At 36.2% G+C, this 25,610-nt stretch carries 37 protein-coding genes and 1 pseudogene; 24 read left to right on the top strand and 14 right to left on the bottom strand.

The annotated features are described in order from the left end of the window. Window positions 1–13 precede the first annotated feature (13 nt). Together F8162_RS11335 and F8162_RS11330 are read left to right on the top strand one after the other, a co-directional pair. On the top strand, window positions 14–607 hold the full coding sequence (locus tag F8162_RS11335) for an ABC-2 transporter permease (protein WP_151633149.1): 594 nt from the start codon (window positions 14–16) through the stop codon (window positions 605–607). 246 nt (window positions 608–853) lie between these two features. Further along, a complete protein-coding gene (locus F8162_RS11330; protein ID WP_192797613.1) occupies window positions 854–1,042 on the top strand; it encodes a hypothetical protein in 189 nt (62 codons plus the stop codon). 15 nt (window positions 1,043–1,057) lie between these two features. Here F8162_RS11330 and F8162_RS11325 read toward each other — a convergent pair whose 3' ends face one another. From F8162_RS11325 to F8162_RS11305, 5 genes and pseudogenes are all read right to left on the bottom strand, one after another. Then, window positions 1,058–1,315 (bottom strand): DUF3975 family protein, encoded by a 258-nt coding sequence (locus F8162_RS11325; protein WP_151633140.1) that lies wholly within the window; start codon window positions 1,313–1,315, stop codon window positions 1,058–1,060. 15 nt (window positions 1,316–1,330) lie between these two features. After that, window positions 1,331–1,645, bottom strand: a complete 315-nt coding sequence (locus F8162_RS11320) for a DMT family transporter (protein ID WP_098663329.1) — start codon at window positions 1,643–1,645, stop codon at window positions 1,331–1,333. Window position 1,646: 1 nt separating this feature from the next. Further along, window positions 1,647–1,979, bottom strand: a complete 333-nt coding sequence (locus F8162_RS11315) for a DMT family transporter (protein WP_151633138.1) — start codon at window positions 1,977–1,979, stop codon at window positions 1,647–1,649. A 71-nt stretch (window positions 1,980–2,050) separates the two neighbouring features. Then, complete coding sequence (locus F8162_RS11310) at window positions 2,051–2,632, bottom strand: TetR/AcrR family transcriptional regulator (protein WP_151633136.1); 582 nt, start codon at window positions 2,630–2,632, stop codon at window positions 2,051–2,053. Between the two features lie 98 nt (window positions 2,633–2,730). Further along, window positions 2,731–3,707, bottom strand: a pseudogene (locus F8162_RS11305) (LacI family DNA-binding transcriptional regulator). Window positions 3,708–4,021: 314 nt separating this feature from the next. Between F8162_RS11305 and F8162_RS11300 the strand changes: the two are divergent. Beyond that, a complete protein-coding gene (locus F8162_RS11300) occupies window positions 4,022–4,558 on the top strand; it encodes a DNA polymerase III subunit delta (RefSeq protein ID WP_151633865.1) in 537 nt (178 codons plus the stop codon). A 39-nt stretch (window positions 4,559–4,597) separates the two neighbouring features. On the opposite strand, the gene F8162_RS11295 is transcribed toward F8162_RS11300, so the two are convergent. Continuing rightward, window positions 4,598–4,981, bottom strand: coding sequence for a rhodanese-like domain-containing protein (locus tag F8162_RS11295; RefSeq protein WP_000108656.1), 384 nt, complete (start codon window positions 4,979–4,981; stop codon window positions 4,598–4,600). 170 nt (window positions 4,982–5,151) lie between these two features. On the opposite strand from F8162_RS11295, the gene F8162_RS11290 reads away from it, so the two are divergent. After that, window positions 5,152–5,988: a biotin/lipoate A/B protein ligase family protein gene (locus F8162_RS11290; RefSeq protein ID WP_000514071.1), complete on the top strand. Its 837-nt coding sequence runs from the start codon at window positions 5,152–5,154 to the stop codon at window positions 5,986–5,988. Window positions 5,989–6,015: 27 nt separating this feature from the next. Here the strand turns inward: F8162_RS11290 and F8162_RS11285 are convergent, their stop codons facing one another. The 4 genes from F8162_RS11285 to F8162_RS11270 form a co-directional block, all read right to left on the bottom strand. Continuing rightward, window positions 6,016–6,855: a hypothetical protein gene (locus F8162_RS11285; protein WP_151633132.1), complete on the bottom strand. Its 840-nt coding sequence runs from the start codon at window positions 6,853–6,855 to the stop codon at window positions 6,016–6,018. A gap of 200 nt (window positions 6,856–7,055) precedes the next feature. After that, window positions 7,056–7,724: a DUF1048 domain-containing protein gene (locus tag F8162_RS11280; protein ID WP_151633863.1), complete on the bottom strand. Its 669-nt coding sequence runs from the start codon at window positions 7,722–7,724 to the stop codon at window positions 7,056–7,058. A 7-nt stretch (window positions 7,725–7,731) separates the two neighbouring features. Then, a complete protein-coding gene (locus F8162_RS11275; protein ID WP_151633130.1) occupies window positions 7,732–8,418 on the bottom strand; it encodes a DUF1129 family protein in 687 nt (228 codons plus the stop codon). Window positions 8,419–8,423: 5 nt separating this feature from the next. Continuing rightward, a complete protein-coding gene (locus F8162_RS11270; protein WP_151633128.1) occupies window positions 8,424–8,741 on the bottom strand; it encodes a PadR family transcriptional regulator in 318 nt (105 codons plus the stop codon). 156 nt (window positions 8,742–8,897) lie between these two features. On the opposite strand from F8162_RS11270, the gene splB reads away from it, so the two are divergent. The 3 genes from splB (at window position 8,898) to F8162_RS11255 (ending at window position 11,212) form a co-directional block, all read left to right on the top strand. Then, window positions 8,898–9,923: a spore photoproduct lyase gene (gene splB, locus F8162_RS11265; protein WP_151633126.1), complete on the top strand. Its 1,026-nt coding sequence runs from the start codon at window positions 8,898–8,900 to the stop codon at window positions 9,921–9,923. Between the two features lie 144 nt (window positions 9,924–10,067). Beyond that, the gene (gene mntR, locus F8162_RS11260; RefSeq protein ID WP_151633124.1) at window positions 10,068–10,496 is read left to right on the top strand and encodes a transcriptional regulator MntR; all 429 of its coding nucleotides are present in this window, start codon (window positions 10,068–10,070) and stop codon (window positions 10,494–10,496) included. 53 nt (window positions 10,497–10,549) lie between these two features. After that, a complete protein-coding gene (locus F8162_RS11255) occupies window positions 10,550–11,212 on the top strand; it encodes an HAD family hydrolase (protein ID WP_151633122.1) in 663 nt (220 codons plus the stop codon). Here the strand turns inward: F8162_RS11255 and F8162_RS11250 are convergent. Both F8162_RS11250 and F8162_RS11245 read right to left on the bottom strand, forming a co-directional pair. Further along, a complete protein-coding gene (locus F8162_RS11250) occupies window positions 11,209–11,610 on the bottom strand; it encodes an SA1362 family protein (protein ID WP_001014467.1) in 402 nt (133 codons plus the stop codon). The two genes, F8162_RS11255 and F8162_RS11250, sit on opposite strands and share 4 nt — an antisense overlap. Window positions 11,611–11,689: 79 nt before the next feature. Next, a complete protein-coding gene (locus tag F8162_RS11245; protein WP_151633120.1) occupies window positions 11,690–12,610 on the bottom strand; it encodes a DUF1385 domain-containing protein in 921 nt (306 codons plus the stop codon). 244 nt (window positions 12,611–12,854) lie between these two features. Between F8162_RS11245 and F8162_RS11240 the strand changes: the two genes are divergently transcribed. The 4 genes from F8162_RS11240 to efp are packed head-to-tail and all read left to right on the top strand — an operon-like array spanning window position 12,855 to window position 15,481. Then, on the top strand, window positions 12,855–13,343 hold the full coding sequence (locus tag F8162_RS11240) for a YqhR family membrane protein (protein ID WP_151633118.1): 489 nt from the start codon (window positions 12,855–12,857) through the stop codon (window positions 13,341–13,343). A gap of 52 nt (window positions 13,344–13,395) precedes the next feature. After that, window positions 13,396–13,836, top strand: a complete 441-nt coding sequence (gene aroQ / locus F8162_RS11235) for a type II 3-dehydroquinate dehydratase (RefSeq protein WP_000757087.1) — start codon at window positions 13,396–13,398, stop codon at window positions 13,834–13,836. 4 nt (window positions 13,837–13,840) lie between these two features. Further along, window positions 13,841–14,902 carry a Xaa-Pro dipeptidase gene (pepQ, locus tag F8162_RS11230; RefSeq protein ID WP_098274532.1) on the top strand — a complete coding sequence of 354 codons (1,062 nt, stop codon included), beginning with the start codon at window positions 13,841–13,843 and terminating at the stop codon, window positions 14,900–14,902. Between the two features lie 21 nt (window positions 14,903–14,923). Next, window positions 14,924–15,481, top strand: coding sequence for an elongation factor P (gene efp / locus F8162_RS11225; protein ID WP_000626521.1), 558 nt, complete (start codon window positions 14,924–14,926; stop codon window positions 15,479–15,481). A gap of 187 nt (window positions 15,482–15,668) precedes the next feature. Here the strand turns inward: efp and F8162_RS11220 are convergent, their stop codons facing one another. Continuing rightward, complete coding sequence (locus F8162_RS11220) at window positions 15,669–15,989, bottom strand: hypothetical protein (RefSeq protein WP_151633116.1); 321 nt, start codon at window positions 15,987–15,989, stop codon at window positions 15,669–15,671. Between the two features lie 292 nt (window positions 15,990–16,281). On the opposite strand from F8162_RS11220, the gene F8162_RS11215 reads away from it, so the two are divergent. From F8162_RS11215 to F8162_RS11175, 9 genes are read left to right on the top strand one after another with little or no spacing between them, the layout of a single operon-like run. Continuing rightward, complete coding sequence (locus F8162_RS11215; protein ID WP_000816054.1) at window positions 16,282–16,563, top strand: YqhV family protein; 282 nt, start codon at window positions 16,282–16,284, stop codon at window positions 16,561–16,563. Window positions 16,564–16,590: 27 nt separating this feature from the next. Then, complete coding sequence (spoIIIAA, locus tag F8162_RS11210; protein WP_151633114.1) at window positions 16,591–17,517, top strand: stage III sporulation protein AA; 927 nt, start codon at window positions 16,591–16,593, stop codon at window positions 17,515–17,517. After that, entirely contained in the window at window positions 17,511–18,026 is a 516-nt protein-coding gene (spoIIIAB, locus tag F8162_RS11205; RefSeq protein ID WP_151633112.1) for a stage III sporulation protein SpoIIIAB, read from the top strand. Before spoIIIAA ends, spoIIIAB begins: the two co-directional genes overlap by 7 nt. Before the next feature lie 14 nt (window positions 18,027–18,040). Then, window positions 18,041–18,244: a stage III sporulation protein AC gene (gene spoIIIAC / locus F8162_RS11200; RefSeq protein WP_000020914.1), complete on the top strand. Its 204-nt coding sequence runs from the start codon at window positions 18,041–18,043 to the stop codon at window positions 18,242–18,244. A 23-nt stretch (window positions 18,245–18,267) separates the two neighbouring features. After that, entirely contained in the window at window positions 18,268–18,651 is a 384-nt protein-coding gene (spoIIIAD, locus tag F8162_RS11195; protein ID WP_077317075.1) for a stage III sporulation protein AD, read from the top strand. A gap of 10 nt (window positions 18,652–18,661) precedes the next feature. After that, window positions 18,662–19,834, top strand: coding sequence for a stage III sporulation protein AE (gene spoIIIAE, locus F8162_RS11190; RefSeq protein WP_151633110.1), 1,173 nt, complete (start codon window positions 18,662–18,664; stop codon window positions 19,832–19,834). 12 nt (window positions 19,835–19,846) lie between these two features. Continuing rightward, complete coding sequence (gene spoIIIAF, locus F8162_RS11185; protein WP_048531074.1) at window positions 19,847–20,479, top strand: stage III sporulation protein AF; 633 nt, start codon at window positions 19,847–19,849, stop codon at window positions 20,477–20,479. Continuing rightward, complete coding sequence (gene spoIIIAG, locus F8162_RS11180) at window positions 20,469–21,131, top strand: stage III sporulation protein AG (protein WP_151633109.1); 663 nt, start codon at window positions 20,469–20,471, stop codon at window positions 21,129–21,131. The genes spoIIIAF and spoIIIAG overlap by 11 nt, the downstream gene beginning before the upstream one ends. 15 nt (window positions 21,132–21,146) lie before the next feature. After that, window positions 21,147–21,818 (top strand): SpoIIIAH-like family protein, encoded by a 672-nt coding sequence (locus tag F8162_RS11175; RefSeq protein ID WP_151633106.1) that lies wholly within the window; start codon window positions 21,147–21,149, stop codon window positions 21,816–21,818. A gap of 99 nt (window positions 21,819–21,917) precedes the next feature. On the opposite strand, the gene F8162_RS11170 is transcribed toward F8162_RS11175, so the two are convergent. Continuing rightward, the gene (locus F8162_RS11170; RefSeq protein WP_151633104.1) at window positions 21,918–22,112 is read right to left on the bottom strand and encodes a DNA recombination protein RecO; all 195 of its coding nucleotides are present in this window, start codon (window positions 22,110–22,112) and stop codon (window positions 21,918–21,920) included. 469 nt (window positions 22,113–22,581) lie between these two features. On the opposite strand from F8162_RS11170, the gene accB reads away from it, so the two are divergent. The 4 genes from accB (at window position 22,582) to nusB (ending at window position 25,594) form a co-directional block, all read left to right on the top strand. Beyond that, window positions 22,582–23,070, top strand: a complete 489-nt coding sequence (gene accB, locus F8162_RS11165) for an acetyl-CoA carboxylase biotin carboxyl carrier protein (RefSeq protein ID WP_000472874.1) — start codon at window positions 22,582–22,584, stop codon at window positions 23,068–23,070. A 16-nt stretch (window positions 23,071–23,086) separates the two neighbouring features. After that, window positions 23,087–24,439, top strand: coding sequence for an acetyl-CoA carboxylase biotin carboxylase subunit (gene accC / locus F8162_RS11160; protein WP_151633102.1), 1,353 nt, complete (start codon window positions 23,087–23,089; stop codon window positions 24,437–24,439). Between the two features lie 22 nt (window positions 24,440–24,461). Continuing rightward, window positions 24,462–24,854, top strand: a complete 393-nt coding sequence (locus tag F8162_RS11155; protein WP_000807630.1) for an Asp23/Gls24 family envelope stress response protein — start codon at window positions 24,462–24,464, stop codon at window positions 24,852–24,854. A 347-nt stretch (window positions 24,855–25,201) separates the two neighbouring features. After that, window positions 25,202–25,594, top strand: coding sequence for a N utilization substance protein NusB (gene nusB / locus F8162_RS11150; protein WP_000830249.1), 393 nt, complete (start codon window positions 25,202–25,204; stop codon window positions 25,592–25,594). The last annotated feature ends 16 nt before the right edge of the window (window positions 25,595–25,610 follow it).

Raw genomic sequence — 25,610 nt, 5'->3', positions numbered from 1 at the left:
GGAGGGAGCGATTGTGAAGCAACTTATAATAAAAGACTTTATCATGCAATGGAAGTATTTAATATGGCACTTAATCTATCCTCTTCTCTTGTATATGACATTAATAGATATTAAAAGTTTTTACATAATTATGTCAGCTATAATTCCAGTAATAGCAATTTTAAAAACATTCAATGACGATAAAAAATATAATAGTGAAGTAATAGTAAATAGTTTACCGCTAGCGAAAAAGCAAATTGTGTTAGCTAAATACATAATGGCACTTATTATTTTTATTATAAGTATGATAGTGTCTAGTCCTGTAGTAATCAATCGATTTGAAGATGGAACTTTTGAATTTATAACGACAACAGTAATTACGATTTCTGGCTTTGTTTTTATATATTTAAGCACTGTATTACCGATATTGTTTTGGTTTGGGTATAAAAAAGCTTCTTTTATTACGCTTTTCATACTAATAGCACCGACAGCAATTGGTACCATGTTCTTTGAAATCAGCATGGAACAAATTCAATTATATAACAGCATGTTATTCGTTAGTTCAATATGCATGTTCATAGTATCTATCTTCGTTTCAGTGAAATTATATGAGAAGAGAGAATTTTAAAAGGTGCCTTGTATAAGGCACCTTATTCAATAACGACAATATGAAAGTAAGAGTTTATAAACAGAGAGGCTGTTTGGTACAACATCTTTTGGAGTATGTAATATAAAGCTGAAAACGATAACGAGAATGAGAAAGAGGAAAAATAAAAATAGGATCTGCTTATGTATAGAATTTTGCATATTATTCACTCCTTTTTTAGGTAGTATGTCCAAAAGAAAGGAGTGTATGAAAAATGATAGGGGGAGAATGATGAGTAAAAGAAAATGGTTATATAGAATAGGGGTATTTTTATTTTCAATCGGTCTCATATTAGCAAATTTTTACTCAGATATCCCATCACCAATTCCTAATTTGCATAAAGGAATTGGAATAAGTATTGTCATCGTTGGTCTTCTTTGTCTTATCACATCAAACTTCTACAGAAATTCCGAATGAATATAAAAAGGACAGTTACTCTTTTTCAGAAGTACTGTCCTTTTTATATATTTTATTCCATAGTTTGGCGATACTCCATATAATGACGATTGTAATGGAGGCAATAACTGACCAAACAATAGATGCAATTTCAAGTGCCATGTTAGGAAGAAATGTAAGAATGGATATTACTTTATGAAACAACCATTCTATTATGTGAAAACTGATTTGCAGTAGAATGACGATCCCGAGTGTAATCCATGCTAGCATTTGTTTTCCTTTTTCTTTCCACATGACATTCACCTCACGTTAGCTTAATAATTTTAAGCCAACAGCGCCGCATAGAATGCAGCTTAAGAAGGCAAGACGGCGCCAATCCGCTGATTCACGGAAAATAAGAATACCTAGAAGCGCACTTCCGGCAGTTCCGATTCCAGTCCAAATTGCGTAAGCAGTTCCCATCGGTAATGTATCCATCGCTAGAGATAAGAAGAAGAAGCTTACGCTGAAGTTAGCGATTAAAATAACTTTTGGTGCCCAGCCTTTCTTTTCAGTGGCTACTTTCATAAAGAGTACACCAATAATTTCACAAATACCAGCTAGAATTAAAAATACCCAAGCCATTTTATGCGGCCTCCTTCGCTTCTTTTTCTTCTGTTACTCGTTTTAAACCAATTACGCCGAAGAAGATTAAGCCGATTAATAACACTTTTACGATAGAGAAAGGTTCTCCGAAGATGAAAATCTCTGTAAGAACGATTCCACCAGCTCCAATTCCTGTAAAGACGGCGTACACAGTGCCGACAGGTAAATCTTTATAAGCTCTAAATAATAAAACGAAACTAATTGTAATTAATAACGCAACACCAATCCATTCAAGTGGTGCCTCCGCTTTTTTAAGTCCAATCACCCAAAAGATTTCAATAATACCAGCAATGATTACATAAATCCATGCCATATGTCATTTCTCCTTCCTACCAGTCGTTAGGTAAAGGGCTTAAAAACGACGCATTGCAAAGGAGCAATCCGTCAGTTTGAAAGACCTCGCCAAAATACTTGCCAAGAGGCGTTTAAACGAGTCTCAAAGCGATTTAAACCTGCAAATAGTAGTTCAACCATAAGTCCGTCCAGTAAGCATAGGAAAGCTTCTAGAGCGTCTTCTACTTCAATGTTATGGAGTTCACTTTGCTCGTTTGCCTGTTTAAAAATAGGGAATAAAAGTTTTCCAACGTTTTCAATGTGCGCATTCGCTTTTTCAATAATTTGTTCACGAAATGCATCGGGCGGAAAATAGGAAGTTCGTAACCAAAACATTGATTCTTCACTTTCACCAAATCGTTTTGCGTAGCCCTTTAGTAACTGTAAGAGCGATTCTTCAGTAGACGAATTTGAAAAATTTTCGATATCGTCAGTGAAGCTCTGTAAATCTTTTTGAAGAGCGGATTCTAAGCATATAAAATATAGCTCTTCCTTTCCTTTAAAGTGTGCGTAAATCGATGGCTTTTTAATCCCAACTTCTTGAGCAATATTTGCTAATGAAGTTCCTTCATAGCCGTAGCGTGCGAAATGAGAAAGTGCTACAGCTTTAATGCGGTTTGCTGTCATTTTCATCCCCTACCTACCGTTCGTTAGGTTCATTATATGCGAGTAAAAATATAAAGTCAATAGGTGAAGAGCTGAAAAAGAGCGCTATAGGTAACGCTCTTTTTTTAGACAGTATCTCGCTCAATTAAATGGAATGAAAGCTCTTCTGCGTTACCGGCAATTTGCTCGCTTTGGATCTGTTTATGGAATAAAGAAAAAGCATGTGAGCCCATTGCGAGACCGGGATGTTCAATTGTTGAAATTTCTAACGCCTTTGAAATTTCATGATTATCAAATCCAAGGATAGCAAGGTCTTCAGGGACTCGAAGACCTTGTTTTCGCGCTTCTGTTAATAAACCAGCTGCAACTTGATCATTCGCTGTAAAAATAGCGGTTGGACGATTTTTCATGTTTAAAATACGATGGAGTATTTGTGCACCGTCTTGCATTGTATAGCATTGATGAAAAATCCATTCGGGATGTAACGTTTTACCTTCGTTACGAAGTGTATCAGCAAACGCTTTTTCACGTTCCATGGAATTTACACTTGTTTTTCTTGCTAAACAAATCCCGATTTTTTCATGGCCTTTACTAAGTAAATAGGCGGTGCCGAGACGGAAGCCTTCATAATGATCTACGTAGACAGATGAAATGAGGGGGTGGTTCATTTTTTCACATGAAATAATAGGAGCAAATTTTGCGAAAGGTTCAATTTGTTCCCAAGAACTCGTTCGAGAGCAAATAATCATCCCGTCGAATTGTTTCATTTTCATCATTTCAAGAACACGAATCTCTTCGAGGCTATCGTAATTTGTTTGGCATAAATTAATGTGATATCCAGCTGCTAACGCTTCGTTTCCGATTCCTTCAATAATGGTACTGAAGTATGGAAGGTTAATGAAAGGGAGCATAACACCGATCGTATATGTTTTTCCCTTTATTAAATGAATAGCATTTATATTTTTGCATAGTTCAATTCTTCAACAGCATCTAGAACACGCTTACGTTTTTCTTCTTTTACGTAAGGGTGATTATTAAGGACGCGGGAAACAGTTGATATGGATACACCAGCGGTTTTTGCAATTTGTTTTATATTGGCCATATGTATCACCTCTTCCTCTTATTATAAAGGGAAAATAATAAGAATGAAAAAATCTTGACCTGAAAAGCTTTTCACAATCTATGGTATTAATAAGGCTTCTTTTTATTCGCGTAACCTTTTGACTTGGGCGTAAGAATGATAGGGGTCTTTTTGTTTGCAAAATAGTTTTGTCAAAATGTGTGAGAATAACGTGGAAAGTTTTCAAAGGTGGAGTTTGGTAGCGAAGCGAATATGAAGAGCATATAAACGCTTCGTTCGTTAAGAGAGCGGTATGAAAGGGCGGAAACAAATTGAAAAAAAGAATCATTTGTTTCGTGTTTTCTAGTTTCATGCTTAGTTCGTGTTCGTTTCAGCAAACGATGCAAGAAGAAAAAAACTTTGTGGGAACAACAGGGGGAGTTATGGATCGTGTTACGGATCCTATTCCGCTGAAGGAGCTTCCAAAATATTTTCCAGTGAAATTTAAAGTTCCGGCGTTTTTACCGTATGACATTACGAGTGATGTGAAGGGGGAAGTCAGAACGATTGGAAAGAAGAAGGTTGTCTTAATGATTAAATATAAACAGCAGGAGCCAGGTAGGAATGAGTATATTGAGTTAAATGTTGCGAATTTTCCTTATAGTTTTCCGGATCTCGTGGAAGAGAAGCGATTTCAAGAACAAATGAAATTGAATAGTGGAGCATTCGCTTATTTTAAAAATAAGGATGACTCTGGGCAAGGAGATGAATTTGCTACGCTTATATGGAAAGAGAAAGGACTTGAATATCAGCTCTTGTATCGTAATGCACAAGAGAATGATCAAGATGTGATTAAGAAAAATTTATTATACATTGCAAATAATATGGAATGAAAAAACTAGCTGAATCATTCAGCTAGTTTTTGTATGTTATTATTTCTTTTTAATTTTTCCAGTCCACGTTTTGAATCCACCTTGTAATTGGTAGAAATCTTTGTAGCCTTGTTTCTTTAAGTATTGAGCTGCACGACCAGTACGGAATCCGCTTTGGCAGTATAAGTAAACTGGTTGATCTTTGCGAAGTTCTTTATGACGAAGGCGAATTTGTGATAATGGAATGTTACGTGCGCCTAAAATATGCCCTGCAGTATATTCGTCTGCTTCGCGAATATCGATAAGCTGTGCTTTACGGTAGCCAGCGCGAAACTCTTCTTCTGAAAGTGTTTTAATTAATTTTCTCTGATAGAAATACATCCATACAGTGTAGCCGATGAACGCTACGATTACGGCTAATAAAATAATCCAAGTTGTTGACACGGTTCTATCGCTCCCTTTTTTCTTATCCTACTTCAATATTATAATGCCCGTATGTATTTATGCAACAGATTCATTTGCATAATAAGAAGAAATTTCGTATTCTTTCACAAATTTTGTCGAATTTGGTAGACTAGAGAATGTGAAAAATAATTGGTTATATGAGGTGCAGGATGGGAAAAGAAAAATGGTGTTATATTAACTCTGGTCAATGTTCGCCGGCATTTAATATGGCGTTAGATGAATGTTTATTAAATTGGCAAAGTGAAAAAAAAATGCCACCAACCATTCGTTTTTATGAATGGGAAGTACCAACATTAACAGTTGGGTATTTCCAGCGTGTTGAAAAAGATATTAATATGGATGTAGTTAACGAAAAGAAATATGGATTCGTTCGTCGTCAAACAGGCGGCAGGGGTGTACTACATGATAAAGAATTAACGTACAGTGTTATTGTGTCTGAAGATCATCCAAATATGCCAAAAACAGTTACAGAAGCGTATCGTATTATTTCGCAAGGTTTATTAGATGGTTTTAAGGCATTAGGATTAGAAGCGTATTATGCAGTTCCAAAAACAGAAGCAGACCGTGAAAATTTAAAAAATCCACGTTCAGGCGTATGCTTTGATGCACCGTCTTGGTATGAAATTGTAGTAGAAGGAAGAAAAATCGCAGGTAGTGCTCAAACACGCCAAAAAGGTGTGATTTTGCAGCACGGATCGATTCCGTTAGAAATAGATTTAGATGAGTTATACGATCTGTTTTTATTCCCGAATGAACGTGTGAAAGAGCGTATGAAGAGTATGTTCTCTTCTAAAGCGGTAGCAATTAATGAATTAACAGACCGTACGTTTACAATCGAACAGTTAATTAAAGCGTTTGAGGTTGGGTTTGAAAAAGGATTAGATGTAGAGCTTGTTCCGTATGAATTAACAGAAGAACAGTTACATGAAGTGCAAACATTAGCAAAAGAGAAGTATGAAAGTAAGGAATGGAATTATAAGAAATAAGAGGTGGCAATTGCCACCTCTTATTTCTTATAGTAAATTAAGTACTTTTTCTACTTTGATTCCTTTATCTTGTAAAGAACGAAGGCGATTTACAACGTCCATAATTTCTTTGTCAAATGTAACGCTAATACCTTGGCTTTGTAGTTCTTGTTTTAAGCTTTCAATAGAATCATCTATGTCGATGCCAAGCTCGTAATCTTGACAAACTTCAATTGTCTTTTTCACGAGTTTCACATAATTTTCTTGTAGTTTTGTATTTGTTTCAGTCAAAGCAGGTTGCTTCGGTTTTGCAGGAGCGACCGGTGCTGTCTCTTGCTTTGTAACTGGAGTTGGTACTGCTTTTTTCACAGGTGCTGGAGTAGATAATTCCACAGCTGCTTCTACACTTACTGGCTTCGGCGTTGGTACCGGAGTAGGTTTAGGTGCTACAGGTGTTTCTACTCGCGTAACAGGTTTTGGAGCAGGTGTAACTGCTTTTGGAGCTTCTACAACTACTTCTTTTTTCGGAGTAGCTTCTACAACTGTTTCTTCTTGTTCAGCAGCTTCTTTATTCTCTTTGCTCCACATAACGCGTTCAACTTCTAGAGAAACATTGTTTTTGTTCATCGCTGTTAATGTAACTTTACCAACTTCAGCGTTCCCAGTGAAATCAACAATTTTATAAATAACACTCTTGTTCCAATCCACGTTTCCGCTCAAAAATAATTCTTCGTTACATTTCGGCGTTAAGCCCTCGATTTTAATTTCTGCGTTTACACCGTTTTCACTATATACCATAATTAGCGAAGCATTTACATCTTCGTCTGCTAACATTAGTTCACGTACCATTTTGCCGGTGCGTACTTGCGTTTTCTTCTTAACTGACATCTAATTTCTCCTCTCAAAAATTCAGTAATAATAAAAAAATCGTATAACGAAAAATAATTGCTCACGAAGATTTATGATACCGATAATAAAAGCATCACGTCAACAATTAACTTTAATTATTTTGCATTTTTCTTATTTTCTTTATGAAATTTTTCAATTTGTAAAATTAGACAGAAGAAAAACAGCCTTTTGAAGGGCTGTTAAAATTTAGATGTTTTATATAAAAATTTGTACAAAATATAAAAAGAAATTGTCACAAGGGCACCTTGCCAAATAGACAAATTATAAAATAAGTATGGTTGTGTTTTGAAAAATACGTTTGAAAAAACTGATAAGACAAAAGGTATGAATACTGATAATAAAAGGAGTGCTTTTTGCTTCCAGGAAACTAGTATTGTAAAAGAAAAACGTCTAAATAACGAAAAAATTATGAAAGCTCCCATTGTTAAAACAATAGCAGATAATATGGTTCCAGGAACACTAAATGGAATTCCTGAAGTGTTTGTGTCTGTAAATAGTTGTTGCATAAGAGTAGTGAATGTATCGTACCCAATTTGAATAGCTAATAATAAACTAACTGCAAATCCAATAACGGCAGTTTGTTGGAAAGTATTTTGGTGTTCTGAAGAGTTAATCAATTCATCGCAGTAAGTTTTTAAATCTTCTCCGAAAATATCATGTGCATTTTTACCGTCTTCTTGCGCTTCTAAAAGATGATCTAATATTTCTAAAAGTAATTCTTCCATTTGCTTTTGTGGAACGCTAGTTAAGCGTAAATAAATAAGCATATCACCATAAGCAGCTTCGTTTTCAGTTGTTAATAATTCTCTTTTTTCATTGTTCAACTTAACCATTTCTTTTTCGGTCATCATATCGTCACTCCTTTTTAAAAGCTAAATATTCTTTTTTGAAGAAGATTTTGTATAGTGCATAGCAAGAGATGGCTAGCAAAGCACCGATCCAAGGTGAAATTTGTAATGTAGTATAGGGCTGTTTAATAAATAAAAAGGAAATACTGATTAATAGTATCCATAGGCTATGACGCATTAAGAACCCTCCAATATGCCTCCAAATAGTTGTTTTATTTTTAAATAAATCAGTATTAATAAAATCGAAAACAAAGCGTATCATAAGATGCACGGACGATATAAATGCGAGCAGATAAATGAAATCAATGTGTACAAATTTAAAACGTGCTTCATTTGAAAATAAGGGAACTACCAATGCAATGACAGAAGAAACAGCAAAGTATATTGCTAATAGATAACTAGTTATAAATAAAGGAATCGATAATTGTTCCCATAAACTTGGCTTCGGTAGGGCGGCAATTAGTTCGTCACAGTATGTCTGTAAGTCTTCGCCAAAAATATTATAAGCATTTTTTTCTTCTTGCTGTGCTTCAATAAGGTGATCTAGAATTTCAATTAGCAGTTCTTCCGCTTGGTATTCGGGCACTTTAGCTAAGCGGATGTATATTAACATGTCACTATAGGCGGTTTCATTTTCTGTAGTTAATAATTTACGCTTTTCGTTATTTAGTTCGATTAAATCTTTCGCCTTCATCCCTATCACTCCCCTTGTAATAATTTGTTTACGGTCGTTGAAACCATTCCCCAGCTTTGTTTAAATTCTTCAAGCTGTTCTAATCCTTTAGCAGTTACGTGATAATATTTTCGCTTTGGACCGAGTGAGGAGGCTTTTAATGTTCCTTCAATCAATTTTTCTTTTTGCATACGTAACAATAACGGATATATGCTTCCTTCGCTTACAAATGTAAATCCGTGTTTATTTAATTTTGTACTCAGTTCATATCCGTACACTTCTTCTTGTGAAATGATGTATAGGATGCAACCTTCGAGCACGCCTTTTAACATTTGGCTGTGCATGATTTCACCACCTTTTACTCAGGTAACTTGCGTTGCAAGTTACCTGTTATCCAGATTATAACATTCAGTAACTTGCAACGCAAGTTACTGAAGTGGAAAACTTTAATGCGTGTTAATTTTTCAATGTTTCTCATACTAACGAGAGGAGGGAAGCGTATGAAACCATTTATGCCAAAAATCGTGTACTTTGAACCGAAGGCACTTGAATATCCGCTTGGAAAAGAGCTGTACGAGAAGTTTACGAAGATGGGATTAGAAATTCGTGAAACGACATCTCATAATCAAATTAGAAATTTGCCAGGTGAAAATGATTTGCAAAAGTATCGTAATGCAAAGGCAACGCTTGTTGTTGGGGTGAGGAAGACATTAAAGTTTGATACGTCAAAACCGTCAGCTGAATATGCAATCCCGCTCGCAACAGGGTGTATGGGGCATTGCCATTATTGCTATTTGCAAACGACACTTGGGAGTAAGCCTTACGTTCGCGTGTATGTTAATCTTGATGAAATATTTGAGAAGGCAAAGCAATACATGGATGAAAGAGCACCTGAAATAACAAGATTTGAAGCGGCTTGTACATCAGATATCGTTGGGATTGATCATTTAACACATGCATTAAAGCGGGCGATAGAGTTTATTGGAGAAAGTGAATACGGGCGTTTACGTTTCGTTACGAAATATTCGCACGTTGATCATTTGTTAGATGCAAAACATAACGGGAAAACTCGTTTCAGGTTTAGTATTAATTCACGGTATGTGATTAAAAATTTTGAGCCAGGGACATCACCCTTTGAAGAACGAATTGAGGCGGCTCGTAAAGTAGCAGGCGCGGGTTATCCACTTGGGTTTATTGTGGCGCCACTTTATATGCATGAAGGGTGGGACGAAGGATACCGTGAATTATTTGAGCGACTGTACAATGCGCTAAAAGATTTGTCGATACCGAATTTAACGTTTGAATTAATTCAACATCGCTTTACAAAACCGGCAAAAAAGGTCATTCAAGAGCGTTATCCGAATACGAAACTTGAAATGGATGAAGAGAAGCGTAAATATAAATGGGGACGATACGGAATCGGAAAATACGTTTATAAAAAAGATGATGCGGAAGTATTAGAAGAAACAATAAGAGGTTATATACATGAGTTTTTTCCTGATGCAGAAATACAATACTTTACTTAAGAAGAGTCTGTATACAAATACAGATTCTTTTTTGTTTTATATATTTAGGCTTGTTTTCAACTTGTCACGTTATTCTTTCTGGTGTATCATTTTATTGATTGCTTCGTACGGAATGAGCAAAATGAAATTGGATGGAGGAAACCGATGCCTACCCCTAGTATGGAAGATTATATTGAACAAATTTATTTGTTGATTGATGAAAAGGGTTATGCCCGCGTATCTGATATTGCTGAAGCGCTGAGTGTACATCCATCCTCTGTAACAAAAATGGTGCAAAAATTAGACAAAGATGAATATCTAATTTATGAAAAATATAGAGGGCTTGTATTAACATCAAAAGGTAAAAAAATCGGAGAACGTCTTGTATACCGTCATGACTTGCTAGAGCAATTTCTGCGTATTATCGGTGTGGATGAAAGCAAGATTTACAATGATGTAGAAGGAATTGAACATCATTTAAGCTGGGAAGCAATTGACCGCATTGGTGATTTAGTGCAATACTTTGAACAAGATGAAGTTCGCGTGGAAACACTTCGTGGCGTTCAAAAAGCAAATGAAGAGAAAAGTAATTAAGGGGAACGTATGGCGTTTCCTTTTTTATTTCAATCGAAAAGGACGGGAGAATTATGAAAGCAATTATTTTTGATTTTGATGGATTAATTGTGGATACAGAAACAATATGGTTTCACTCTTTCAGAGACGCTGTTCGTGAGTACGGTGGGGAGTTACCTTTAGCGGAATTTGCGAAATGTATTGGGACGACAGACGATGTGCTTTACGCATATTTAAATGAGCAATTAAAAGAGAATTTTAACCAGCAAGCATTAAAAGAAAAAGTGAAAACTTTACATAAAGAGAAAATGAAAATACCAGAAGCTCGTGACGGAGTAAAAGAATATTTAGAGGAAGCGAAAGAAATGGGATTGAAAATCGCATTAGCTTCCAGTTCATCTAGAGAATGGGTTACTTCCTTTTTGGAAGAGCTAAAAATTCGAGATTATTTTGAAGTCATTAAAACGAGAGAAGATGTTGAGAAGGTAAAACCGGATCCAGCGCTTTATCGAGTTGCGATAGAAGATTTAGGGATTGATCCGTCTGAGGCTGTTGTATTTGAGGACTCGTTAAACGGATTAAAAGCAGCGATTGCAGCAGGATTAAAGTGCGTTGTTGTACCTAATGATGTGACACGGAATTTACCATTTGAAAATCATCACCTTCGAATTGAAAGTATGGAAGATAAAAGTCTGAAAGAAGTGCTTCAAAGTATAAAAAAAGACCGTATTTCCTAAAAGGAAGCACGGTCTTTCTTTTTGTTTTTTTTGCCTTCAATGACAGTTAAATGAGATTGTTTTCTTTTTCGCTTCAAAGTGGAAGGAGCACCTTTTTTACCTTTGTCATTAGAAGCGTTTGATTTCAAGAAAGAATTGCTTAGGGGTGCTACATTTTGTTTCCCATGTTTGCGGTTCGATTGTTTTGCAGCACGCTTATAAGAGCTTTGCGAATTTGCAGAACCACTAGAATTTGTAAACATCTTGTATAGCAAATAAAAGATACCGACAACAAGTAACATGTACCCGATATTTCTTAATACACCCATTGGATTTGTAATGACAGATGAAACAAGGCCGAATATTGCTAATCCGATAATAAGCATAACTATAGCGAATGTAAACGAACGACCGTTCATAAGGGACACCTCCTAAAAACATATATTAAAATTAGTATATTAACGATGAGGAAAGGAGTTGAACACCAATTTTAAATAATTATTGTTTGTTTTCTAAACGTAATAATTCTTCAAACGATGCAATGGCTACTTCCACTTGATCATCTGTTGGTTCTTTCGTTGTTAATAGTTGTAGCCATAATCCGGGATATCCAAGTATGCGTAATACTGGAATATCGCGTAATCGATTTGTAAATTGTAACACTTCAAAAGAAATGCCGAGAACGACTGGAATTAATAAAATTCGGTTTACGACTCTGGCCCAAAGTGGATCTGTAGGGACAAGGAAATAAACAAACATTCCAATAATGACTGTAAATATAATAAAGCTACTGCCACAGCGATAATGAAGGCGAGTTTGTTTTTGAACATTTTCTACAGTCATTGGAAGATTATTCTCATAGGCATTAATTACTTTATGCTCCGCACCATGGTACTGAAATACCCGCTTAATAAGTGGGGTTAAAGAAATAAAGTATATATAGCTCAATAATAGCATGAGCTTAATGACACTTTCGATAATGATTTGCCCTGTATGAGAAGGGAAAATCGGTCTTGTTAATTCAGCTAGTAGTGCAGGGACTGCTGTGAAAATGACTTTACCGAATATGAAAGATAAAACGCCAACTGCTGCAACTCCTAATACCATCGTTAATTTCGATTGTTCTTCTTTGTTATTTGCAATTTGTTCGTCTTCTTCTGGGTGGACATCAAATCGTTCTGAAGCAAAGTTTAAATGTTTTGCTCCATTCGCACTTGCATCCACAATAGCGGCAATCCCTCGTAAAAATGGAATTTTTTTCAGGATAGATAATGCTTTATTACGAACGCGTGGTAATCGATAAAATTCAATCGATTTATCTTTACGACGAACCGCTGTAACAGTATATTCTCTACCGCCAAACATAACTCCTTCTATGACTGCTTGCCCGCCATATATTTGTTTTGACTCTTCTGCCATGTTAACACCAACCTGTATTTGTTTCTCTCTTATGTAGAAAAAGAGGCAATTGTCATACTGGGTTCTGTCATTTTGAAATAAGACAATCACCGAGTTTCCTTTATTTTATCGACAAATACAAGTATATGACAAGGAAAAATGTTACGAGAGTCGGACATTTCTTATTCTTTTTATAGACAAATTTCGCAGTATTTAAACATGGTTCAAAATAGTTTCGGGCATACTATTGAGCGGAGGTGTCGATGTGAGTCAAGAACAATTAGGAACAAGGAATTTTGTACAAATTGGTTTATTTGGTGGAATCTTTTGGGGAGGGATATGGTATTTCCTTCATATATTTTCATTTACGGAAGCAGGACCGAACTATTTACTTTTACCATTTGCCTTTGGAAGCTGGAAAGAAGGGGTATGGGGCAATGTGTCAGGAATTGTTTGTATGGGACTACTTTCGATTTTAATTGCCTTTTTGTATAAAGTGTTTTTGGCAAAGTTTGAAGGGATTATTCCAGGGATGATTTATGGGCTATTTTGGTGGGCGTTACTATTTTTCGGAATGGGATTAATAGCGCCTGCCATTAAAAGTGCACTCCATTTACCGAAAGAAACAATTGTGACGACGATATGTATTTTTATATTGTATGGTGTGTTTATAGCATACTCTGTTTCCTACGCAGTAAATACCAATAAAGCTGAGCGAGAAGGGGAAGAGAAGACGAACTATTCAAATAAGTAACTCCTATGTTAAAATGTTGTATAGATATTTAATACTAAGGAGTTTTAAACATATGAAAAAGGTACTCCTCGTAAACGGTCCTAACCTAAATCGCCTCGGTGTCAGGGAGGTAAATGTATATGGAAAGGGCACGCTAGCGACACTTGAAGCAGATATGAAGCAAGAAGCAGAAACAATGGGAGTGGAGTTAGAATGTTTCCAATCGAATCATGAAGGTGCGATTATCGATCGTATTCATGAGGCGGAAGATATATATGAAGGGATCATTTTAAATCCTGGAGCATTTACGCATTATAGCTACGCGATTCGAGATGCAATTGCGAGCATTTCGATTCCTGTTATTGAAGTACATATTTCTAACATTCACCAGCGTGAGTCGTTCCGTCACGAATCTGTGACGGCAGCTGTTTGTGCGGGACAAATTGTTGGATTTGGTTTTTATGGCTATAAGTTAGCGTTATTTGCATTAATGGAGAAATTGAGGGAGGCATAAAGGAATGGAGAAAATCGAAAGAGTAAGAAGCGCATTTGATGAGGCTGGTATTGACGGTATTTTGTTAACAAATGAACATAGTCGTAGATATATGGCTAACTTCACAGGAACAGCTGGTGTTGTACTGATTTCGAAAAAACGTGCTCAATTTATTACAGATTTCCGCTATGTAGAGCAGGCTAGTAAACAAGCGGTTGGATACGAGATTGTACAGCATGCAGGATTAATCATTGATGAAGTTGCAAAGCAAGTGAAGGAACTGGGAATTCAAAAGCTTGGCTTTGAGCAAGATACTCTTACATATAGTTCTTATTCAGCACATAAAGAAGCGATCGATGCTGAATTTATCCCAACTTCTGGGCTTGTAGAAAAGTTACGCTTGATAAAGACTGATTCAGAGATTAAGATATTAAAGGAAGCTGCACAGATTGCAGATGCTGCCTTTGAACATATTCTATCATTCATTCGCCCGGGAGTATCTGAAATTGAAGTGTCAAATGAACTTGAATTTTTCATGAGAAAACAAGGAGCAACATCTTCTTCGTTTGATATTATCGTTGCTTCAGGTCTTCGTTCGGCATTACCGCACGGCGTGGCATCTGAAAAAGTGATAGAAACAGGAGATTTCGTTACATTAGACTTCGGCGCTTACTACAAAGGATATTGCTCTGATATTACTCGTACGATTGCAGTTGGTGAACCATCTGATAAATTAAAAGAAATTTATAATATCGTTTTAGAAGCACAACTACGTGGTGTGAACGGTATTAAAGCTGGTTTAACAGGCCGTGAAGCGGATGCGTTAACGCGCGATTACATAACGGAAAAAGGATATGGTGAATACTTTGGACACTCTACTGGGCATGGAATTGGTCTTGAAATCCATGAAGCACCAGGTTTAGCGTTCCGTTCTGATACAGTACTTGAACCAGGAATGGCTGTAACAGTAGAACCAGGTATTTATATTCCAGGTATTGGCGGCGTACGTATTGAAGATGATATCATTGTAACAAGTGAAGGTAATGAAGTAATTACGAAATCACCAAAAGAACTTATTATTTTGTAATATACAGGAGGATTTTTTTACATGATTTCAGTAAACGATTTTCGTACAGGTTTAACAATTTCAGTGGACAATGCCCTTTGGCAAGTAATGGATTTCCAACACGTAAAGCCAGGTAAAGGTGCTGCATTCGTTCGCTCTAAACTACGTAACCTTCGCACAGGATCTGTTCAAGAGAAAACATTCCGTGCAGGTGAAAAAGTAGAAAAAGCACACATCGAAAACCGTCGTATGCAATACTTATACGCGAGCGGTGAGTCTCACGTATTTATGGATAACGGAACTTATGAGCAAATCGAACTTGGTGAAAACCAAATCGAGCGCGAACTTAAATTCCTAAAAGAAAACATGGAAGTATCTATTATGACATACCAAGATGAAGTACTTGGTGTTGAACTTCCGAACACAGTTGAATTAAAAGTGTCAGAAACAGAGCCTGGTATTAAAGGTGATACAGCTTCTAACGTAACAAAACCAGCTACATTAGAAACTGGTCTTGTTGTACAAGTACCAATCTTCATTAACGAAGGCGAAATGCTTATCATCAACACTGGTGAAGGTAAATACGTTTCTCGTGCATAGTAGAAAAGCACTCGTGATTATCACGAGTGCTTTTTTTATCCCACTTTAATGGGCAGTAAGACCCCCACCTCAAAATTCAGCGAAAGCAAAGAATTTAGGTAGGGGATCAACTGCCCATAAAAGTCCGATTGGTTCAACTAATAATCAGTGGGGGATGAGGAAAACCCCTACTGATTAAAGTTTTACTTTATAGGAAATAGGGCAGATAATAAATCGCCGTTATAACAAAGCTAACTAAGACAAGTGAAAGAGTACCCATAATGTACGGAGTCAAAACAATTTGAAATGGTTTTATCTCGCCGGTCTCAACGCCAATCAGTGTTTTACTGATTGCGTGATCCGTAATATTGTTTCTATGATTACTCATAATCATTAGCCACGTAATTGCAAATATCGCTAAACTATCAAGGAAAAAGGCCTCCATAAATGACCAACCGACCAATTTTGAAAAAAGATAAATAAGAGCTAATTCTATTACAATTGTTAAACTAATTTTCAATACCTTCATATTGTCCCCCTCATTTTGTACATATAGTCAATTTTAAAAAAAGGGCGCGATACGATATGTAGTACACGAGATGACTTTAGTTCTGTCTCTCATGCTACATCGTCTGCACTCCCTATCCTTATTAAATATACCATAATACTCCATTTAATAATACGAATATTCAGACTATAAAAAGACGATAGAGAAAAATGATGTTTTTACTTCTGAAATAGACAACCCCTGCATATGGTTGTACAAATATATTCTTTTTTGGAATGTAGCATTAGTAACCGTTATGGGAGAAGGTGGGAGAATGAAACAGTGGCTAGCGGCAATGGAAACATCCGTGCTCGTAATGGGGTTACTTCGGTTGTTTTCAGGTAGCGCGGAAATATTCGCCGCTTTGCTGATGCTTTATGTAAATGATGCGAAGAAAGCATTGTTTATAAATGGTATGTTGGCGTTTGTTGGACCGACCGTATTAATTTTAACAATGACAATAGGCATAGCGAGTGTGGCAAGTGAGATTTCTTTCTTGAAACTCTTTTTTCTAGCGCTTGGAATTGGCTGTATTTTTATCGCGTTGTTGAAATAGTAAGTCGAGTATAGTGGGGAGAAGCTGATGAAAGAAGTATTAGAAGTTTTACCGAAAACGATGAAGCAGCTAGTGGAAAGTTGTAAGCAATATGATGCTCTAGAGGAAATTCGTGTTCGAATTGGAAGACCGCTAGAGTGTATTGCTCATGGCGAAGTGTTTTTTTATGACTATATCGTTACAGTAGAGGATGCTATTTACTTATTGAATAAGTTAAGTCAATTCTCAATTTATACGATGGAAGAGGAGTTAAAACGTGGGTATGTAACACTTCGAGGAGGACATAGAATCGGTTTGGCGGGAAAGGTTATTACAGAAAAAAGTGCAGTGAAAATGATTCGAGATGTCTCTTCGTTTAATATTCGTATTGCTCGTCAAAAAATCGGAATTGCAGAACCACTTTTGCCGTATTTGTATGAATCACGATGGTTAAATACGATGGTAATTGGCCCGCCGCAAACGGGGAAAACAACTCTTTTAAGAGACGTAGCACGTTGCATGAGTCAAGGGGTAAGTGATTCGAAAATTCCTTCTTGTAAAGTGGGGATTGTTGATGAGCGGTCAGAGATTGCTGGCTGTGTGAAAGGCATTCCGCAATATGACTTTGGCACAAGAGTAGATGTGTTAGACGCATGTCCAAAAGCTGAAGGAATGATGATGATGATCCGTTCTATGAGTCCAGATATTTTGATCGTAGATGAAATCGGACGTAAAGAAGATAGTGAAGCAATTATGGAAGCGGTGCATGCTGGGGTTCAGCTTTTTATAAGTGCACATGGATTTTCTTATGATGATGTTGTGAAACGTCCATCACTAAAGGCGGTGCTAGAGCTCGGCATATTTGATAGGTTTGTGGAGCTATCAAAAGCAAGAGGGCCAGGAACAGTTATGCAAGTGAAAGATAAGAATGGAAAATCGGTATTACCTCATAGAAAGGCTGAGGGCGTATGGTGAAAATATTTGGTGCAGTGTTAATCGTTGCGGTCAGCACCTTTTTCGGGTTTTCATACGCTAAAAGATATAGTGAGAGACCGAGGCAACTTAGATTATTAAAAGCGGCACTTCAATCATTAGAGGCAGAAATTATGTATGGGCATACACCTTTGTCTGAAGCTGCTGAGCGATTAGTGAAACAAATGCCGAAGCCGTTAAATTGGATATTTCAAAGTTTTGCCAGCGGGCTAGAAAGCGGAGAACAAACGGTAAGAGAAGCTTGGATAGATAGTTTGAAAGAAAATTGGAAGCTAACAGCATTTCAGCAAACTGAGTATGAGATTTTGCAGCAATTTGGTGAAACGCTCGGACAACATGATCGTGAGTCACAACAAAAACATATTCGCTTATGTATTACACATTTAGAGAGAGAAGAAGAAGAGGCGAAAGCATTACAACTACAATATGAAAAAATGATTAAGAGCTTAGGGGTACTAGCAGGGCTACTTATCGTAATTTTACTGCTATAGGAGGGAGAAAGGCGATGTCCATTGATGTTGGATTAATATTTCAAATCGCCGGAATCGGCATTGTTTTAGCTTTCATTCATACCGTACTAAAAGAATTAAAGCGTGAGGATATTGCAAATTGGGTTATCCTCGTCGGTTTTGTCGTTATTTTATTTCACGTCGCATTTTTAATTAATACGTTATTCGACAAGATTAAAAGTGTCTTTCTCTTCCAGTAAAGGGGGCGGTTCGCATCGAAATTATACAAATTGTCGGATTAGGCCTCGTTGCTACGTTTTTAGCAGCTGTATTGAATCAGCATAAATCTAGCATTACGTCATTATTTATTGTGTTTGTAGGTAGCGTGATGTTTCTTCTTTTAATTGATCAAATTCACGCTATTTTACAAATGATTGAGAGAGTAGCGAGTGAAGCGAAAGTTAGCAACGTATATGTAGAAACGTTGCTGAAAATTATTGGAATTGCTTATATTGCTGAGTTTGGAGCGCAAATTACAAAGGATGCAGGGCAAGGTGCAATCGCTTCGAAAATCGAATTAGCCGGAAAAATTTTAATTCTCGTAATGGCGATTCCTATTTTGACGGTTGTAATTGAAACTATTCTCGGATTTTTACCGACGGGATAAGGGGGAGTGAATGTTGAGGGGCTTTGGAGCTAAGCTGCTATTTGCTTGCTTCCTTTTCTTTTCTTTACCGGTTGTTGTACAAGCTTCTCCTGTAGAAACAAACGTCGTTGATCAACAATTGGATAAGCTCGGAATTGAAGATGTGAAGCAATTTTGGGACGGGCTTGTTACAAAATATGGAGGTTACTTACCAGAGAGTCAAAAAGGTAGTTTTATGGAGTTTGTAAAGGGAGAAAAAGAACTTTCTATAAAAGAGTGGATGCTAGGTTTATTAAAGTATTTATTTCACGAGCTTGTTGCAAATGGGAAGCTACTTGGAACGCTTATTATGCTCACAATTTTTAGTGCATTGTTGCAATCACTGCAATCTGCATTTTCAAAGAGTAGTGTAAGTAAAATTGCCGATGCAGTTGTATATATGGTACTGATTATTTTCGCTTTAAACAGCTTTTATGTCGTCATGACATATGCAAGAGAAACGATACAAACAATGGTAGATTTCATATTAGCGCTATTGCCAATCTTGCTTGCACTCATAGCGACAGGGGGCGGTGTTGTATCTGTATCGTTTTTTCATCCGATTATCATCTTCTTAATGAATACGAGTGGGCTTTTGATGAATTATATCGTTCTACCACTTTTATTACTTGCAACGATATTAAGCATTGTAAGTACGATGAGCGATCAATATAAAGTTACGAAATTGTCCAAGCTTCTGCAAAACGTTAGCGTTGGGATTATAGGTATCTTTTTAACGATTTTTTTAGGGGTATTATCTGTACAAGGAACAGCGACAGCTGTTGCTGATGGAATCGCTGTGAAAACAGCTAAATTTGTAACAGGGAACTTTATTCCCGTAGTAGGAAGAATGTTTACCGAGGCAGCGGATACTGTTATTAGTGCATCGGGATTATTAAAAAATACAGTCGGAATTATCGGGCTCGTCATTCTATGCTTAATTGTCGCTTTTCCAGCGATTCAAATTTTTTGTATCGCATTTATTTATAAGTTCGCAGCAGCAGTATTGCAACCAGTTGGCAGCGGAGCAATTATTCAATGTTTAGATATCATTGGCCGGAGCATCATTTATGTATTTGCTTGCTTAGCTATCGTATCGTTTATGTTCTTTTTAAGTATCACAATTATTATTGCTGCGGGGAATATTACACTTATGATGCGGTAGGAGGTGAAGGGTATGCAATTTGTTACAGAGTGGATTCGAAATATTATCGTTTTTTTACTCTTAGCGACAATGCTTCATCTTATTCTTCCAAATTCTAATTTGCAAAAGTACGTTAAATTCGTTGTAAGTCTATTATTAGTAGTTTTAATCTTAACGCCCCTATTTAAACTATTGCAAACAGATGTAAATGAAGTAATCGCAAATTTTAATGAGGAGAAGTACGTAGCAGAAGGATCTGTAAAAAATTCAATAGATTCGAAGAAAAAAGAAATACAAGCTCTAACACGTGCATATAGTTTAGAAGAGATGGCTACCAAAATGAAAAAAGAAGTAGGAAAAGAGTTTGAGAAACAGTATGGTATGACAGTCTCTGAAATACAAATAGTCGCAGCGGAAAGCACAGCGGAAGTAAAGTCAGCGAAAGATATTCAATCTGTTGTTGTGACGTTGAAAGAAAAAGAACGTAGTAAAAATGATGCAATCGAAACAGTAAAACCAGTTGAAATTAATACGAAAGAACCACCGAAAAAAGTAGAGGAAGCGAATGTAGAAATGAAAGATTTCTTTTCAAGCAGGTGGCAACTAGAGAATAAACAAATCCAAGTTCAAATGGAAGGGAGGACAGGTAGAGTAAATGGACAATAAAGATAAAAATTCGAAGTTCTCATTTTTTCGAAACTTATTGAATGGGGATGAAAAAGAAAGCAATGAGAAGGGAAAAAAGGTGACACCTAAGTTTTTACTTGTCCTACTCATACTTGGAATTTTGCTTATGTTTTCTAGTAGTTTATTTTCAAGTGAAAAAGAAGAAGTACCTGTATTTAAAGAACAAAAAACTCAAAATCAAGAAAAAGACGTACCAACTTTCGGACAAAAAAACAATGATAATATGTCAAATGTAGAAAAGTATGAAAAAGCGTATGAACAAGAATTAAAAGCAGCTTTAGAAGAAATAGCAGGAGTAAAAGATGTAACGATTAAAGTGAATTTAGATTCATCAGAAGAAAAAATATTAGAGAAAAATACTGTGAAACGTTCACAAACAACAGGTGAAACAGATAAAACAGGTGGTAAAAGAGAAGTGGAAGATGAGTCTCTTGATGAAAAGACAGTCATTATACGTGAAGGGGATAAAGAAACTCCCGTTGTTTTACGAACAGAGAAACCGAAAGTGCGAGGTGTCCTTGTCGTAGCAAAAGGAGTGGATAATATACAAGTTAAAGCGATGGTAAAAGAAGCAGTCATACGGCTGCTAGATGTACCAGCTCATCGCGTTTCAGTATCACCGAAAAATTGATAGGGAGGAAATAAAGTGTTAAAAAAACAAACGGTTTGGTTATTAACGATGTTAAGTTTAGTTGTTGTACTATCTGTTTATTACGTAACAACTCCTGACAAAATGAATACAGCATCACCAGCAACAGGTGAAAAGATTGGACAAGAAAAACAAGGTACTGATAAAGCGGTAACAAATGAAATACCAAATAAAGAAACAACAAAAGAATCTACAAATAAAGAAAATACAAGCAAGGAAACATCAAATAAAGAAACAAATAAAGAAACAGACAAAAAAGAGAGTGCTAACAAAGAAACAAGTAAAAAAGATGCTAACGTAACAGTTCAATCAAGTGATGAAAATTTCACAGCGTTACGTATGCAAATGGAAGATCAGCGAAGTGAACAAAAATCAAGATTACAAGAAGTGATGAATTCAGCAAAATCTTCAGCAACAGAAAAGAGTAAAGCGAAAGATAATTTTGATGCAATTACTACAATGGAAACGAAACAAGAATTACTTGAGACAGTGATTAAGTCTCAAGGAGGATATAAAGATGCCCTTGTAAGAGCTGATGGAACTGACATTAAAGTAACTGTGAAAGCAGCAAAGCATTCACAAAAAGAGGCGAATAAAATTATACAGCTTGTAAGAAGTGAAGGCGGATCAAAAGATGTAGGTGTGAAATTTGATCCACCAACAAAATAAAAGCTAATAATCCGCGGGGAAATCCTCCGCGGATTATTAATTTTTGCGAATCGGATTGTTTGAAAATAGCTAGATAAAAATAATAATAGGAAAAGGCTATCATTTTCGATAGCTTTTTTCTGTTTCGTCTTTGTAGCTGCTTTTATTATGCTCAACTCGGAATGGAGAAATACGTTGTGAGTAAAAGATTAGTGGTTCATGGTAACGATGATTACTTTTTCCAGATTTGACGTGGATGAAGAGAACGAATGCCCAGACCATTACGGCAGGTAAGAAGAGAATGAGCCATATCATATGTCCACACCTCGATACAATATATTTTCTACACTTTGAACATACTATTCTTATATGAAGGAATGATGAACGACGTGTAAACAAAAAAATAATATTTGGTAAAAATATGTTATTGACTATAGATGAGGTGAAGAGTGGAGCGGTAATGAAACGTTTACTGTGTAACACTTTGAAAAAGTAAAGAATGTTTTTTAGGAAGTGGTCTTGCCAATTTTGTGTGAAACTTGGTATTATTACTAGGTAATAAATTTTTATTGAAATAATATTTTTACAGGAATTTCGATTTATTATAAAGAAATATAAATTGGAATGTTTAAAAAATTTATCGTAAGATGGAAATAGTAATTATTTCTATTAGTGAATGAAATACATTTTCTAATAGAGTACATCGTATTTTTACAGTCAATCTAGTTTTAGTGATGAGAATCTGTAAAAACGGGACAAACAAGAGTATGGGAGTGGATTTTACATGTTTAAAATTCAAGAAGTTCGTGAATTAATTAAATTAATTGATAGCTCTAATATTGATGAATTTGAATACAAAAAAGATGGTACGACAATCAAAATGAAAAAGCGTGGTAATGAAGTTGTTGCGGTGCAAGCACCTGTAGCAAAACAAGTCGTGCAACCAGTAGCACCTGTTGAAGTTGAAACAACAGTAGCGGCAGCACAAGTGGAAGTACCAAAACAAGAAGAGAAAAAAGCGGTTCAAAATGAAAACCTACATAAAATTACATCACCGATGGTAGGTACATTCTATTCTTCATCTTCGCCTGATACGCCTGCATATGTAAGTGTAGGAGACAGAGTATCGAAAGATTCTATCGTATGCATTGTCGAGGCTATGAAGTTATTTAACGAAATCGATGCTGATGTAGATGGCGAAATTGTTGAAATTCTTGTTAATAATGGACAGCTTGTTGAGTATGGACAACCGCTATTTCTTGTAAAAGCGTAATAAGGGAGTCTTTGTGATGATAAAAAAAGTATTAATAGCCAATCGTGGGGAAATTGCTGTACGAATTATTCGTGCTTGTAAAGAAATGGATATTGAAACAGTCGCAATTTATTCAGAAGCAGATAGAGAGTCACTTCACGTACAAATTGCTGATGAGGCGTATTGTGTAGGGCCAACGATTTCGAAAGAAAGCTATTTAAATTTGACGAACATTATTAGTGTTGCGAAGTTAACAGGCTGTGATGCTATTCATCCGGGATACGGATTTTTAGCAGAGAATGCAGATTTTGCAGAGCTATGCCGTGAATGTAACTTGATTTTTATCGGACCAAGTCCAGAAGCTATTTCAAAGATGGGCACAAAAGACGTTGCTCGTGATACAATGAAAGAAGCAGGGGTTCCGATTGTACCAGGTTCACAAGGGATTATTAAAAATACCGAAGAAGCGATCGAGCTTGCTAATCAAATTGGATATCCAGTTATTATTAAAGCGACTGCAGGTGGTGGCGGAAAAGGTATTCGTGTTGCACGCCATGAAGAAGAGCTTGTAAAAGGAATTCAAATTACACAGCAAGAAGCTAGTACCGCTTTTGGGAACCCTGGTGTATACTTAGAAAAGTACGTTGAAGATTTCCGCCATGTTGAGATTCAAATAATGGCAGATACACATGGAAATGCCATTCATTTAGGAGAGCGTGATTGTACAATTCAGCGCCGCTTGCAAAAACTACTAGAAGAAAGTCCATCACCTGCACTTGATGAAAATGTTCGCAAGCAGATGGGTGATGCGGCAGTTAAAGCGGCGGTAGCGGTTGATTATACAGGTGCTGGTACGGTTGAGTTTATTTATGAATATAGAACGAAAAGCTTTTATTTCATGGAGATGAATACGAGAATTCAAGTTGAGCATCCAGTTACTGAAATGGTAACAGGGGTGGATTTAATTAAAGAACAAATTCGTGTTGCTTCTGGAGAAAAGTTATCGTTACAGCAAGAAGAAGTACAATTTAATGGTTGGGCAATTGAATGCCGAATTAATGCGGAAAACCCTGCCAAAAAATTTATGCCATCTCCAGGTAAAGTAGAAATGTACTTGCCGCCAGGCGGATTTGGTATTCGCGTCGATTCAGCTGTATATCCGGGATATTCAATCCCACCTTTCTATGATTCGATGGTTGCTAAATTAATTGTTCACGGAAAAACACGTGAAGAGGCAATTGCAAAGATGAAGCGTGCACTCAGTGAGTTTGTCATTGAAGGCGTACATACAACAATCCCGTTCCATTTGCAATTGCTAGATCATCCTGATTTTGTAAAAGGTGAGTTTAATACGAAATTTTTGGAAGAGCATGAACTTGTGACGCAGTGATACATTAAAGGAGGTTTTTTTCATGGCTGAACATATGTTAGATATGGGTCAAGATACAACTCTTGGTAAAGTAGAAATTGCACCAGAAGTAATTGAAGTAATCGCAGGTATTGCAGCTGCTGAGGTAGAAGGTGTAGCGGCAATGCGTGGTAATTTTGCTACAGATGTTGTTGAGAAGTTAGGTAAGAAAAATCATGGTAAAGGTGTAAAGGTTGAATTAGCAAACGAAGATATTATCGTTGACCTTTATGTTGTGATGTATTTTGGCGTAGCAATTCCAGTTGTTGCACAAAAGATTCAAGACAACATTCGCCAGGCACTCTTTACAATGACAGGGCTTGAGCCAAAAGAAGTGAATGTTCACATCGTTGGCGTAACATTCGAAACACAAAAAACAGAAATCGAACCAGTGTAAGAATGAAAAAGGTGCCTAGTAACATAGGCACCTTTTTTATCGTTTCATTTCTTCACAAATTAAAACCCTCTAATTATTATACTATTTCAAAAAAAAAGAAATCAAAAAGGAAATGTTTCGTTTTTCCAAAAAACGTACATTGTGATAAGATATGGAACTTGAAGTTAATCTTTTTATTATTTTTCAGCCTTGTAACCCGTGTGTGAAACGATAAATTGTGTTATTATCATTGTATTATAAGGTTGGAAAATCAATGAAAACTGTAAGAGTAAGTGAATTGACGGCTTATAAATTATAATAATATAACAAAGCATAAGGAAAGACTTGAAGCATAAAGGAGAGTTACAATGAAACGTAGGACGGCTAGAGAAAGAGCGATGCAAGCATTATATCAAATGGATATTACAGGTGAATTAGAACCGAAAGTAGCTGTGGAAAACACGCTAGATGAAGGTGAAGAAACAAATGAATTTCTAGAATCACTTGTAGTAGGTTTTGTAGAAAATAAAGAAGTAATTGATGAAGCGATTCGTCAAAACTTAAAAAAATGGAAGCTTGAGCGTATTAGTATTGTTGATCGCAGTATTTTACGTGTAGCTGTGTATGAAATGAAATATATGGAAGAAATTCCACACAACGTAACAATTAACGAAGCAATTGAAATTGCTAAAACATTTGGGGATGAGGAATCTCGTCGTTTTATTAACGGCGTTTTATCTAATATAAAAGATACACTGTAATTTCTTTAAGGGGGAA

The sequence above is a fragment of the Bacillus sp. CH140a_4T genome, from assembly GCF_008923725.1.
GTDB lineage: Bacteria > Bacillota > Bacilli > Bacillales > Bacillaceae_G > Bacillus_A.
This window is presented reverse-complemented; position numbering and strand designations above follow the sequence as displayed.

What these genes read in the sequence shown, in the direction of transcription:
- F8162_RS11170 (WP_151633104.1), bottom strand. Translation starts at nt 22,112, where the DNA reads ATGATATGGCTCATTCTCTTCTTACCTGCCGTAATGGTCTGGGCATTC.
- spoIIIAE (WP_151633110.1), top strand. Translation starts at nt 18,662, where the DNA reads ATGTTGAGGGGCTTTGGAGCTAAGCTGCTATTTGCTTGCTTCCTTTTC.
- spoIIIAA (WP_151633114.1), top strand. Translation starts at nt 16,591, where the DNA reads ATGAAAGAAGTATTAGAAGTTTTACCGAAAACGATGAAGCAGCTAGTG.
- F8162_RS11290 (WP_000514071.1), top strand. Translation starts at nt 5,152, where the DNA reads ATGGGAAAAGAAAAATGGTGTTATATTAACTCTGGTCAATGTTCGCCG.
- splB (WP_151633126.1), top strand. Translation starts at nt 8,898, where the DNA reads ATGAAACCATTTATGCCAAAAATCGTGTACTTTGAACCGAAGGCACTT.
- spoIIIAC (WP_000020914.1), top strand. Translation starts at nt 18,041, where the DNA reads ATGTCCATTGATGTTGGATTAATATTTCAAATCGCCGGAATCGGCATT.
- F8162_RS11270 (WP_151633128.1), bottom strand. Translation starts at nt 8,741, where the DNA reads ATGCACAGCCAAATGTTAAAAGGCGTGCTCGAAGGTTGCATCCTATAC.
- F8162_RS11255 (WP_151633122.1), top strand. Translation starts at nt 10,550, where the DNA reads ATGAAAGCAATTATTTTTGATTTTGATGGATTAATTGTGGATACAGAA.
- spoIIIAB (WP_151633112.1), top strand. Translation starts at nt 17,511, where the DNA reads ATGGTGAAAATATTTGGTGCAGTGTTAATCGTTGCGGTCAGCACCTTT.
- F8162_RS11330 (WP_192797613.1), top strand. Translation starts at nt 854, where the DNA reads ATGATGAGTAAAAGAAAATGGTTATATAGAATAGGGGTATTTTTATTT.
- F8162_RS11155 (WP_000807630.1), top strand. Translation starts at nt 24,462, where the DNA reads ATGGCTGAACATATGTTAGATATGGGTCAAGATACAACTCTTGGTAAA.
- F8162_RS11220 (WP_151633116.1), bottom strand. Translation starts at nt 15,989, where the DNA reads ATGAAGGTATTGAAAATTAGTTTAACAATTGTAATAGAATTAGCTCTT.
- F8162_RS11280 (WP_151633863.1), bottom strand. Translation starts at nt 7,724, where the DNA reads ATGACCGAAAAAGAAATGGTTAAGTTGAACAATGAAAAAAGAGAATTA.
- accC (WP_151633102.1), top strand. Translation starts at nt 23,087, where the DNA reads ATGATAAAAAAAGTATTAATAGCCAATCGTGGGGAAATTGCTGTACGA.
- mntR (WP_151633124.1), top strand. Translation starts at nt 10,068, where the DNA reads ATGCCTACCCCTAGTATGGAAGATTATATTGAACAAATTTATTTGTTG.
- pepQ (WP_098274532.1), top strand. Translation starts at nt 13,841, where the DNA reads ATGGAGAAAATCGAAAGAGTAAGAAGCGCATTTGATGAGGCTGGTATT.
- accB (WP_000472874.1), top strand. Translation starts at nt 22,582, where the DNA reads ATGTTTAAAATTCAAGAAGTTCGTGAATTAATTAAATTAATTGATAGC.
- F8162_RS11325 (WP_151633140.1), bottom strand. Translation starts at nt 1,315, where the DNA reads ATGTGGAAAGAAAAAGGAAAACAAATGCTAGCATGGATTACACTCGGG.
- aroQ (WP_000757087.1), top strand. Translation starts at nt 13,396, where the DNA reads ATGAAAAAGGTACTCCTCGTAAACGGTCCTAACCTAAATCGCCTCGGT.
- F8162_RS11245 (WP_151633120.1), bottom strand. Translation starts at nt 12,610, where the DNA reads ATGGCAGAAGAGTCAAAACAAATATATGGCGGGCAAGCAGTCATAGAA.
- F8162_RS11320 (WP_098663329.1), bottom strand. Translation starts at nt 1,645, where the DNA reads ATGGCTTGGGTATTTTTAATTCTAGCTGGTATTTGTGAAATTATTGGT.
- F8162_RS11315 (WP_151633138.1), bottom strand. Translation starts at nt 1,979, where the DNA reads ATGGCATGGATTTATGTAATCATTGCTGGTATTATTGAAATCTTTTGG.
- efp (WP_000626521.1), top strand. Translation starts at nt 14,924, where the DNA reads ATGATTTCAGTAAACGATTTTCGTACAGGTTTAACAATTTCAGTGGAC.
- F8162_RS11310 (WP_151633136.1), bottom strand. Translation starts at nt 2,632, where the DNA reads ATGAAAATGACAGCAAACCGCATTAAAGCTGTAGCACTTTCTCATTTC.
- F8162_RS11285 (WP_151633132.1), bottom strand. Translation starts at nt 6,855, where the DNA reads ATGTCAGTTAAGAAGAAAACGCAAGTACGCACCGGCAAAATGGTACGT.
- nusB (WP_000830249.1), top strand. Translation starts at nt 25,202, where the DNA reads ATGAAACGTAGGACGGCTAGAGAAAGAGCGATGCAAGCATTATATCAA.
- F8162_RS11215 (WP_000816054.1), top strand. Translation starts at nt 16,282, where the DNA reads ATGAAACAGTGGCTAGCGGCAATGGAAACATCCGTGCTCGTAATGGGG.
- spoIIIAF (WP_048531074.1), top strand. Translation starts at nt 19,847, where the DNA reads ATGCAATTTGTTACAGAGTGGATTCGAAATATTATCGTTTTTTTACTC.
- spoIIIAG (WP_151633109.1), top strand. Translation starts at nt 20,469, where the DNA reads ATGGACAATAAAGATAAAAATTCGAAGTTCTCATTTTTTCGAAACTTA.
- F8162_RS11250 (WP_001014467.1), bottom strand. Translation starts at nt 11,610, where the DNA reads ATGAACGGTCGTTCGTTTACATTCGCTATAGTTATGCTTATTATCGGA.
- F8162_RS11275 (WP_151633130.1), bottom strand. Translation starts at nt 8,418, where the DNA reads ATGAAGGCGAAAGATTTAATCGAACTAAATAACGAAAAGCGTAAATTA.